At 62.1% G+C, this 9044-nt stretch carries 12 protein-coding genes and 1 pseudogene; 7 read left to right on the top strand and 6 right to left on the bottom strand.

What is annotated here, in order from left to right; genetic code table 11:
* Positions 1 to 204: 204 nt before the first annotated feature.
* From TSA1_RS13575 to TSA1_RS13565, 3 genes are read left to right on the top strand one after another with little or no spacing between them, the layout of a single operon-like run.
* Positions 205 to 459 carry a PilZ domain-containing protein gene (locus TSA1_RS13575; RefSeq protein ID WP_100176812.1) on the top strand — a complete coding sequence of 85 codons (255 nt, stop codon included), beginning with the start codon at positions 205 to 207 and terminating at the stop codon, positions 457 to 459.
* A gap of 56 nt (positions 460 to 515) precedes the next feature.
* On the top strand, positions 516 to 767 hold the full coding sequence (locus TSA1_RS13570) for a hypothetical protein (protein ID WP_100176811.1): 252 nt from the start codon (positions 516 to 518) through the stop codon (positions 765 to 767).
* Positions 767 to 934 carry a hypothetical protein gene (locus TSA1_RS13565; RefSeq protein ID WP_100176810.1) on the top strand — a complete coding sequence of 56 codons (168 nt, stop codon included), beginning with the start codon at positions 767 to 769 and terminating at the stop codon, positions 932 to 934. The genes TSA1_RS13570 and TSA1_RS13565 overlap by 1 nt, the downstream gene beginning before the upstream one ends.
* 126 nt (positions 935 to 1060) lie before the next feature.
* On the opposite strand, the gene TSA1_RS13560 is transcribed toward TSA1_RS13565, so the two are convergent.
* The 6 genes and pseudogenes from TSA1_RS13560 to TSA1_RS41125 form a co-directional block, all read right to left on the bottom strand.
* Positions 1061 to 1699 (bottom strand): glutathione S-transferase family protein, encoded by a 639-nt coding sequence (locus TSA1_RS13560; RefSeq protein WP_100176809.1) that lies wholly within the window; start codon positions 1697 to 1699, stop codon positions 1061 to 1063.
* Positions 1700 to 1989: 290 nt separating this feature from the next.
* Positions 1990 to 2442: a VOC family protein gene (locus TSA1_RS13555; RefSeq protein ID WP_100176808.1), complete on the bottom strand. Its 453-nt coding sequence runs from the start codon at positions 2440 to 2442 to the stop codon at positions 1990 to 1992.
* Positions 2443 to 2557: 115 nt separating this feature from the next.
* The gene (locus TSA1_RS13550) at positions 2558 to 2995 is read right to left on the bottom strand and encodes a GNAT family N-acetyltransferase (RefSeq protein ID WP_100176807.1); all 438 of its coding nucleotides are present in this window, start codon (positions 2993 to 2995) and stop codon (positions 2558 to 2560) included.
* 322 nt (positions 2996 to 3317) lie between these two features.
* Positions 3318 to 4892: a hypothetical protein gene (locus tag TSA1_RS13545; RefSeq protein WP_100176806.1), complete on the bottom strand. Its 1575-nt coding sequence runs from the start codon at positions 4890 to 4892 to the stop codon at positions 3318 to 3320.
* Positions 4893 to 5152: 260 nt separating this feature from the next.
* Positions 5153 to 5611: a tannase/feruloyl esterase family alpha/beta hydrolase gene (locus TSA1_RS41130; protein ID WP_488226054.1), complete on the bottom strand. Its 459-nt coding sequence runs from the start codon at positions 5609 to 5611 to the stop codon at positions 5153 to 5155.
* Between the two features lie 87 nt (positions 5612 to 5698).
* Positions 5699 to 6583, bottom strand: a pseudogene (locus TSA1_RS41125) (tannase/feruloyl esterase family alpha/beta hydrolase); the annotation flags it as partial.
* 714 nt (positions 6584 to 7297) lie between these two features.
* Here TSA1_RS41125 and TSA1_RS13530 point away from each other — a divergent pair.
* The 4 genes from TSA1_RS13530 (at position 7298) to TSA1_RS13520 (ending at position 9029) form a co-directional block, all read left to right on the top strand.
* Positions 7298 to 7498, top strand: coding sequence for a hypothetical protein (locus TSA1_RS13530; RefSeq protein ID WP_097662672.1), 201 nt, complete (start codon positions 7298 to 7300; stop codon positions 7496 to 7498).
* A gap of 10 nt (positions 7499 to 7508) precedes the next feature.
* Positions 7509 to 8084, top strand: a complete 576-nt coding sequence (locus TSA1_RS13525) for a Fic/DOC family protein (protein ID WP_100176803.1) — start codon at positions 7509 to 7511, stop codon at positions 8082 to 8084.
* A gap of 389 nt (positions 8085 to 8473) precedes the next feature.
* The gene (locus TSA1_RS39310; protein ID WP_161497224.1) at positions 8474 to 8641 is read left to right on the top strand and encodes a hypothetical protein; all 168 of its coding nucleotides are present in this window, start codon (positions 8474 to 8476) and stop codon (positions 8639 to 8641) included.
* A gap of 10 nt (positions 8642 to 8651) precedes the next feature.
* Complete coding sequence (locus tag TSA1_RS13520; protein ID WP_100176802.1) at positions 8652 to 9029, top strand: hypothetical protein; 378 nt, start codon at positions 8652 to 8654, stop codon at positions 9027 to 9029.
* The last annotated feature ends 15 nt before the right edge of the window (positions 9030 to 9044 follow it).

The raw sequence follows: 9044 nt of genomic DNA, 5'->3' as shown, positions 1-9044 counted from the left end.
CCGTTTTCCGGCACGGCCACTGGCCGGCCGAACAGGGCCCGGCGGCTTGCAGCGGGCGAACGTATAGTGGCCTTTCCGCCTCCGGGCAAGCCGTTCGGGACGGTCTTTTGGGGCCGGTGGATAGTGTTGCCCCCGGAATGATCTGGGGGCGATTTCAACGGTTTCTTAGGGTTCCGTGAGTAGCGCTGGACTGGGAGATTTCCAATGCCACCGCCGAAAAAGCGCGCAGCCCGCAAGCTGCTGTCGCAGCACGCCTGGATCACGCTCGACGGCGGCTTCGCCGCGCGTCATTGCCTGGTCCAGGACATTTCAGCTTCGGGCGCCAAGATCACGCTGGACGAGGATGCCGGCCAGCTCCCGGGCGTGATCCGGCTCGCCTTCGCACGCGATGCGCGCACCGGGCGGAGCTGCCAGGTGGTATGGCGCCGCGGCAAATCGGCCGGCATCAAGTTCATCTGATCGCGGCCGCGGGAGGCCCGATGGCGCGCGATGTCCGTCCGGGCTAGAACGCCGCCATGCGTCTGCCGCTTCTCATCCTGATCCCGTTGCTCGCCGGATCCGCTGCCCCTGCCGCAGCCGAGGCCCTGCGTCTGCCGCCTGCGGAGCGGCCCAAGACGGGCACGACCGTGCCGCTGAAGGGGGAGGCCGGCAAGGCCCGCGCCGGCTCCTGCGCCTCCTATGGCCCGCGCTTCGTCATGGTCGAGGGCACCGGCACCTGCGTCAAGGTCGGCGGCTCGATCAGCGTCGACACCACCATGAGGCGCTGATGCCGGCGGATCTGCTGCGCCTCGACCTCATTGTTCCCGTCCTGATGTACTGCGCGCTGCTGTGGTGGGTCGGCCGCGGCCTCAGCTGGACGGCGCGGTTGGCGACCGCGGCGGTGACCTTGGTGCTGATCGTCTGCGTCCTGCTGGTCGAGCGCGGCTGGGGCTGAGCCAAAACAAAAAACGCGAAAACAACCCCATGCACAGTAGCCGTCAAGCGCCGACGTGACGCACCCGGCTTGCGCCGAAACACGGATTCATCCCGCGCTCAGCACAGCTTACGCCGCGCCGCCGGCTCACGACATCGGCGGTGCGACAAACTGTGCAAAGCCGGGCCGCTTGCCGAGCTCGGCGAGCCAGCGGGTCAGATGCGGCTGTGCCGGCCGGGAGATGCCCTCGACGCCGAGCCAGCGCCGTGCATAGGAGCCGAGCGCGATGTCGGCGAGCGTGAATGCATCGCCCTCCATGAAGCGGCGCGAGGAGAGCAGGCGGTCGGCGATGGCCCAGACCTCGGCGGCGGCATCGGCATCGCGCTGCACCTGGATCATGTCGCGCTCGGCGGGTGCGGTGCGCACGATGCCCCAAAACACCGGGCGGTCGACCGGCTGCACCGTCGACAGCGTCCAGTCGAGCCAGCGGTCGACCGAGGCGCGCAGCTTCGGCGCTTCGGGATAGATCGCCGTGCCGCGTCCATGCGCGAGGCAGAGATAGCGCATGATCGAATTGGATTCCCACAGCACGAAGTCACCCTCGACCAGCGTCGGGATCCGTGCATTGGGGTTCATCGCCAGATACTCGGCCTCGCGCGTCTTGCCGTAACTCATGCCGGCGTCGATGCGCTCGTAAGCGAGGCCGAGCTCGGTGAGGCACCACAGCACTTTCTGCACGTTGACCGAATTGGCGCGGCCCCAGATCGTCAGCTTGGTGTCCGGCATGAGGTGTCTCCCGCGGCCTTGTCTCTTGTCGCGGGTGATAGCGGAATTCGCACGTCGGAGCGATGCGCGATTGTCGCGCGCCCCTCATGCAAAAAGCTCCGCCCGGGGCGGAGCTTTCATTGCAACGTCGAAGCTGACGTCAGCGGCCGAAGAACAGCCACAACAGAATGATCACCGGGATCGGCACGCCCAGTAGCCACAGCAAGATTCCGCGTCCCATGGTTTTCTCCTCCAATCGCATTGTCGGAGAGTGAACGCGGGTGGCGAAGGCTTGTTCCAGAGACGAGGGGCTACCAGTGGCCGGTGTTGGGCATCGACAACCACGGTTCCTGCGGCGGCTTCGGGTCGCCCTTCTGCAACAGCTCGATCGAGTGCAGGTCCGGCGAGCGCACGAACGCCATGTTGCCGTCGCGCGGCGGGCGGTTGATGGTGACGCCGGCCTTCTGCAGCCTCTCGCAGGTGGCGTAGATGTCGTCGACCTCATAGGCGAGATGGCCGAAGAAGCGATCCTCGCCATACTTCTCCTCGTCCCAATTATAGGTGAGCTCGACCAGCGGCGCGCCGCGCGTCGGCGGCTGCTTCTTCAGCGCCTCGAGATCGTCCGCCGAGCACAGGAACACCAGCGTGAATCGCCCCTTGTCGTTCTCGATCCGCCGCACCTCCTTCAGCCCGAAAGCATCGACATAGAATTTCAGCGCGACATCGAGATTGCGCACGCGCAGCATGGTGTGGAGGTATCGCATGGGTGGGGCTCCCTGGGTGGTGGAGGGTTTTGCTTTCGGCCGGGACGGCGGGGGTAGGAGATAGCAGGAAAAGAGGAGGAGGGGCAGGGGGCAGATCGCGGCGGAGTAGTGCGCGCTAAGTGCGCCGGAGCAGCTTACGCATCATCACGTGCGGTATCCCTGCATCATCGAACTCAGCTCCTTCTTCGACGTATCCAAGTCGCTCATAAAATCCGCGTGCTGTAACTTGCGCACCGAGAATGATTTCGTCGGCGCCAGCGCCAAAGGCAGCGGCCGCTGCGTGCTCCATCAATTCTCTTCCAATCCCTAGCTTCCGTGCGGAAGCTAGAATCGCCATTCTACCGATCTTGGCCTTTCGTTCATGGTACACGATACGTAGCGTTCCAATGACTTCGCCATCAGAAAGTGCAGCAAGATGAACGGCGACCTTGTCGTCTTCGTCGACTTCAAGGTCTTCTGGAATTCGCTGTTCGACGACGAACACCTCGTGTCGCAAGGCATAGACTGCAGACATCAGTGGATCCGAGGCGAGGATCTCGACGATCTTACTCATTTTATCTGCTCTCGCCCGTCCAGTGCCTCACACAGTGTCGAACTTGCTTACCTTGAGCAAGGAGAACGCGTTGGAAGAGGTCAGAGTTGGCCTGACTCAATCTGTATTTCTTGCGCGCACGCACGGGGCGGATCCACTGAGACACGGAAATTGCGGCCGAGGCGGTCGCGGTTGGACCCCAACTCCAACGGCGGAACTCATCCATATGCTCCAGGCCTTGCTCGGCGCAATCGTGGATAGTTATCGTTAACAAGCTCGACCTGAGGGACCAGGGGCAGCTTGACGATTTCGAAGCCGAAATTTCAAGCGCTCGATCGACCGACTAGGCCGCGCTCATCAGAAAGTGCTCGGACCAATTGGCGATGCAGAATTCGGTTTTCTCCCCGAGCATGTCGCTGGCGGACATGTACCAGCCGATCTCCAAGTCCAGTTCGTCGTCGATATCGAGGTCCGGCCGCGATGCCTTCAGCGCCGCGACTGTGTTCGACAGTAGCCCGGTATCGATAGACAGGTTGACCGCGTAGCCGCCTTCTGCGAGCAGCAGGTGCGGCGGCAGCTTTTCATGGTCGCTCCAATCGACCGTGTACTGATGCGCGAGCGGTTCGATGAAGTCATCGTAGACGTTGCTGGTCGCGTTCGTGAATCCATCCTGCAGCCGGCATATCCTCTCGGAGTAGACCCGGATCGTGATGGGGCCGATTTTTGGAACCATATCGTCCGAAATCTCATCTTCGCCGCGCTCGTAGAAATCGGCGAGGAAATTGTGCTTGAGCGTTGTGACGCGGATATTGCGCGCGGTCGCTACGATGCGAATCTTGCCATGTCGCTTGATGACCGCACGCTGCTCCAGCGCGCTTGAGTATTCCGCTGCGGTGACGTTGTCCCTGCTGTAGCGGAAGATGTCGCCGATCGCCACGACCCTCCCGGCCCAACTCGAATCCAACAGAAGCTCATTCCGGGATCGGCGCGTCAAGGCGAAGATCTCTTTCATCAATTCCCAGGCATTGTTCCCGTGAATGACGGCGCCCGGGTAGCGAAATCCTTGCGCGCCGGGTGTGATGCTGTTTTCGTCGACGGCGACCACGATCGCGGGCGAATTGTATGCGGTGGCGACGAGCTGGGCGAGGTTGCGGGCCTTGTCCGACAATGACGTTCCCTTCACGTAGAAGTACGCGTCGTCCGTCGACGTGAGATCGTCGATCGAGGGCAGGCTGAAATCCAGGCGTTTTTGCCAGGGATTGCCCTTGTGGTCGGCCATTTCCTTCAGCTGGCGTCTGATCTCCCGCGCGGCGGCTTCGATCGCGTACTGGGGTGTCCGAAGTCTTTCGAAGCACAGATTCCAGCGTGCGAGCGCCTTGTATTCCGCAAGCGTCTTTCGCGGTGGCGGATCCGGATATTTCGCCATTTCCAGATCCAGCGCATATCGTTCCGCCGCCTGCCGGTTCACCAGCTCGTCGTCGCCGGGCTCGCTGGTCAACCCGTGCGCCAATGCCGTGTCGACCTGGATCTGGGCGATGCCGATCGAGCCGTTGATCTTCCAGGCTTCCTGCAACTCGTCGATCCAGTTGATCTGCGCCAGCTCGTTGAGGACCACGACGGCCAACAGGTCCGGCGGAATCTTTTGAGACCTGGCGCTTGCGTTGATCTGGGCAATGTAGCCACCGAGCTTTCGCTGATACCAGGCGAGGCGGTCCTTCGCGGCCATCTCCTGAACCGTGCGGGTCTCCATCCGCTCCAGAGTGATCTGCGGGAGCGGGCTGCCTTGCTGCTTGGACTCCTCGATCGTCGGTTCCTGCTTGGGAAGAGTCTCGAACCCGAGATCGAGTGCGCTCTCGTCGCCGTCGACGAGATGCTCCGAGATTTCCTTGAGATCGCTGGAGTAGATCGCCTTCGCCATCGAACCGGCCCCCCTGCCGGTGCGGACGAGAATCGCCGCCTCGGGAGGCCATTTTATCCGTGTATCGGAAGCCGCTTTGCGGCAGATCAAGGATTGCTGTGACGGTCCAGCACTGTCGGTGGCGACGGTGTTAGCAGCGCCGGAAACAGCGGGCCGATGACGTCGAGAGCACTATGCCTGCCCAACTGCGGGTTTATCTCTCGAGCGATTACGGCGCACTGTCTCCGTAGTTGGTTCGCATTTGACCGCGCAAATTTCCCCTACTTGCACTCAAAGCTCGCCGCGCTCTCCGGATCGCCTTGGCCCTTGTACTGCGCATGTTGCGGATAGGCGCACAGTGGCCGAGTACGGCCGGGAAAGGCTGGTCCCGTCGCGACCACCGCATCGGGTGCCTTGCCGTCTTCCACCCAGTTCACCACCGCGCTGAGGAGATCGAAACGGTCGAGCGTTGCGCCGCTCGAGCAGTGGCCCATGCCGGGGACGAGGAAGGCCCGGCTCGATTTCTCCCGCACCAATTCCATGCCGCCGGAATCCGCCGCCATGCGCTCGTAGTAATTCACCGTGTCGTGCGCCGAGAACCAGGGATCGCTCACACCGTGGTAAAACAGCAGCTTGCCGCCATGGCCGAAGTAGCTCGACAGGTTGGTCCAGTAGGCGGTGTTGGTGAGTCGTTCCAACCCGCTCGCGTTGACCCGGTCTTCGAGTTGATCGACGTTGATGCTTTCCCAAACCGGCGGTCCGACCGGACTGCGCGCGCCTGTTGTCAGGATGCCGGGAATGGCAACGCCTTCGGCGGCTACGCCGCTGTCCCACGGGAACGGCGGGTAGACCTGCGTGCCGCGTGAATTCTTCGGTCCGGCAAAAGCTTTCTTCAAGGCGTCGACCTGCGGCGGCGCCAGGCAGGAATCGGTCTTGTCGCCGTTGCAGGTGAGGACCGCGGGATCGAATTGACAGGCCTTGCCGTCGAAGATCAGGCCATCCTTGACGCCGTCCTTGGCGTCGCAGGCATCGAGGATCGCCTTCGTGATCAGCTTGCGCTCGTCTGCGGAGAAAGTCCTGGCGGGCTCCGGCTTGCCGGACGGATCTTTCGGCGCGATCTGGCTGAAGGCCGCGTTGGCCCAGGCGAGACCGATATTGGAGTTGCCGGTGCGCATCGCAGGCGCGCCGGCGACAATGCCGTCGAATTGTTCGGGATAGCGCGCCGACGCCAGCATGCCTTCGCGGCCCCCGGTCGAGCACCCCGTGAAATAGGAACGCTTTGCCGGCTGGCCATAGTAGTGCGCGACGATCGCCTTGGCGGCCATCGTCACCTTGCCGACGGATGCATTGGCGAAGTTGAGCGCGGCTTCCTGGTCCTTCAGGAACGAGGCATCGAACACCGCGCCCTGATGACCGCTATCGGTCGTAACAACGGCAAAGCCGCGCGCCAGCGCCGGCACCTCGCCGGCCGCCTGGTAACCCAGCGGCGGCCGGATCGAGCCGTTCAAGCCGCCGCCGCCCTGAAACAGAAATCGTCCATTCCAGCGATCGGGCAGGGCAACGGCAAAGCCGATCGCGTAGGACTTGCCCTCGACGCCGACGCGCTGATCGATCACGCCATCCGCGCGGCAGTTCGGCGGCAGCGCCACAGAGACGGTGGCCGGTGCCGGCGGCGCCGGCTGCACGGTCCCCGGCGCTGCCTCCGGCACCATTTCGGCCTTGATGACCGTTGCCGTCGATCCCGGCATCTTCCAGCCGGTCAGGTCAGCGCATTTGAGCGCGGGCGGTATGTTGGCTGAATCGTCGGCGCTCGCCGGCGCGATCGCCATGACCATGATGGCCGCGACCAGACCCAGGCCAGCCATCGCATCACCAAGCGCCACGTTTCCTTTTCGCCGCATCGTTCCTCCCTGCCGCTTTCTGGTTTTTATTGCGGCGCACTTAACTTACGCTGGCCGCCGTCCGATCTGCTGCACTGACCTGAACTATCTTGTGTTATTCGAAAGGTGCAGTCCAGCGGCGCAGGCTTTCATCTTTGCCCTTGCCGATGAAGTCGATCAAATAGGAGGGCGGAATGCTACGCCGCTTGCAGACGTCGGTTACAGAAGGACGCCGCAATTTTTCCAGCTGATAGGATCAGGAGAGCACTTGCGAAACCCGTCATGTTTCGTCTCGCAACAAGGCTCGATGGGTTCCGCTTCGCTCGCCCCATCCTACGTGCTCGAGGCTGCCTGGTGGAAGATTGACATCAGAAAAAATGCCGTGCCAGTGCACTCAATTGACGCTGTCCCTGAAGGTTGGAGCGAAGGCGAGAGCCAGCAGGCCACTATGGAGACGGCTAGCAACGCCTGGAGTCTGGGAATCCCGGGTACGAAATTGGGGCAGGACGGCGTGGCAAAGCGATAAGAACGTGGTAGATTCGAATAATGCCAAAGGAAAAGCAACAGGCCGGAAGGACCGGCAAGGGTGGCTTCGTGGTTGGTCGCGCCGGCTTTGCGAAGATCAGCGCGGTCGAAGGCATTCGGCTGAAGCCGGCGATGACGAAAAGGGCCGCCGAAGCCACCGCCAAGGGCCTCTCCGCAGAAGAGTATCGCCGCACAATCTTGCGCAGCTACCGCAAGAGCTAAGCGCAATCGCATGTACGATGCGGTTGACGATCCCTACACCTACGAAAATTCCACTGTTCTCGTTAACAAGCTCGACCTGAGGGACCAGGGGCAGCTTGACGATTTCGAAGCCGAAATTACAAGCGCTCGATCGACCGAGCCGTTGCCCGAAGGAGCGTTGGATTTCGCTCACTACTGCGCGGTTCATCATCATCTTTTCCAGGACGTCTACGAATGGGCAGGGACACCGCGAACGGTTCGCATCTCCAAGCAAGGTAGCCCATTTTGCTTCCCTGAACATATCGGAGCCCAGGCGACCAAGCTTTTTGAAGAACTGAAGTCCAACCGGTTCTTCGAAGGCCTTCCCGTAACAGAATTCGCAGCGAAAGGTGCGCATTTCCTTTCTGAATTGAATGTCATCCACGCGTTCCGTGAAGGAAACGGGCGGTCTCAACTGTCGTTCTTTGCGATGTTGGCTGAGCATGCCGGCCATCCGCTCGATCTGGAAAGGCTCAACCCTGATGCCATGCTGAATGCCATGATTGCGAGTTTCGACGGGGATGAAACCGATTTGGCCCAGATCATAGCTGACCTCGTCACAGCCTAACGTGGGGCGACGGCGGAGGATCTAGACCGTCGCGATGGACGAGCCGTGGTCGAGTTGGCGCGGCGCGTTGCCTCAGACGACCGTGATGGCGGTCACGGCGCCGGCACGCCGATATCGGCACGCTCCAGCGAACCGAGTGTGTCATGCGATATGCCGCGATCGCCTTGCTTGGTCTCGCCAGCCTCAGGCTGTGCGCGGCGGATATCTCAGGGCTCCGCTCTTCGTTCTCCTGGCGGTGGACGGTTGTGTCGGCACGATCGTGCTGAGGACGTCATGATGGATCTTTACGCCACGGCCGTCTTCGATATCGCGGTCCGAGGGGAGTAACCAGACTCCGTGATCTGCGACGACGCGGTTGAACCCCAACTCCGCCGGCACGACCAATTCTCATGCTTCAAGCCCTGCTCAGCGCGATCGTGGAAATTCTGCTGTCGGCCGCATGGAGCGCCGTGGTCAGGTTCTTCGGTCTGGAAAACGTCGTCGAGATCGCGGCGGCCATCTTCGGCCTTGGCTGCATCGTGATCGGCTCTGCAGTGTTGCTGCTGGGCCACGGATGAGGAAAGCGCCGTGAAGACGATCACGCTGCTTGCCGTGGCGGCCATGCTGCTGCTCGAGGTCTTCGGCCCGACGTCGAGCGTCGGCGGCTCGATGAGCTTCATGCTGGTCTTCCTCGTCGTGACGCTGGCGGTTGCGATTGAAGAGGCGTGGTCGAACGGGCGCGGGGCGTTCGGATGGATCGTCAATGTCTTTGCGTCAATCTTTGGCGGCCTGACAACGATTGCTCTGGTCGGAATGGGGATGGAGGCGATCCTGCCGTATCTCCACTTCGAAGGCTCGCTCGCCTCGTCGCAGCAGCCGCTGAAATACGTCGTGGTCGCCGTGATTGCGATCTTGATGGTGGCGGGATCGTGGATCCCGCTCCAGATCGTCAACCGGCTCCGCTGACAAGGCGCTCGGCAG

Source organism: Bradyrhizobium nitroreducens (genome assembly GCF_002776695.1).
Lineage (GTDB): Bacteria > Pseudomonadota > Alphaproteobacteria > Rhizobiales > Xanthobacteraceae > Bradyrhizobium > Bradyrhizobium nitroreducens.
This window is presented reverse-complemented; position numbering and strand designations above follow the sequence as displayed.

What these genes read in the sequence shown, in the direction of transcription:
- TSA1_RS13525 (WP_100176803.1), top strand. Translation starts at nt 7,509, where the DNA reads ATGTACGATGCGGTTGACGATCCCTACACCTACGAAAATTCCACTGTT.
- TSA1_RS13555 (WP_100176808.1), bottom strand. Translation starts at nt 2,442, where the DNA reads ATGCGATACCTCCACACCATGCTGCGCGTGCGCAATCTCGATGTCGCG.
- TSA1_RS39310 (WP_161497224.1), top strand. Translation starts at nt 8,474, where the DNA reads ATGCTTCAAGCCCTGCTCAGCGCGATCGTGGAAATTCTGCTGTCGGCC.
- TSA1_RS13575 (WP_100176812.1), top strand. Translation starts at nt 205, where the DNA reads ATGCCACCGCCGAAAAAGCGCGCAGCCCGCAAGCTGCTGTCGCAGCAC.
- TSA1_RS13565 (WP_100176810.1), top strand. Translation starts at nt 767, where the DNA reads ATGCCGGCGGATCTGCTGCGCCTCGACCTCATTGTTCCCGTCCTGATG.
- TSA1_RS13560 (WP_100176809.1), bottom strand. Translation starts at nt 1,699, where the DNA reads ATGCCGGACACCAAGCTGACGATCTGGGGCCGCGCCAATTCGGTCAAC.
- TSA1_RS13570 (WP_100176811.1), top strand. Translation starts at nt 516, where the DNA reads ATGCGTCTGCCGCTTCTCATCCTGATCCCGTTGCTCGCCGGATCCGCT.
- TSA1_RS13550 (WP_100176807.1), bottom strand. Translation starts at nt 2,995, where the DNA reads ATGAGTAAGATCGTCGAGATCCTCGCCTCGGATCCACTGATGTCTGCA.
- TSA1_RS13545 (WP_100176806.1), bottom strand. Translation starts at nt 4,892, where the DNA reads ATGGCGAAGGCGATCTACTCCAGCGATCTCAAGGAAATCTCGGAGCAT.
- TSA1_RS13530 (WP_097662672.1), top strand. Translation starts at nt 7,298, where the DNA reads ATGCCAAAGGAAAAGCAACAGGCCGGAAGGACCGGCAAGGGTGGCTTC.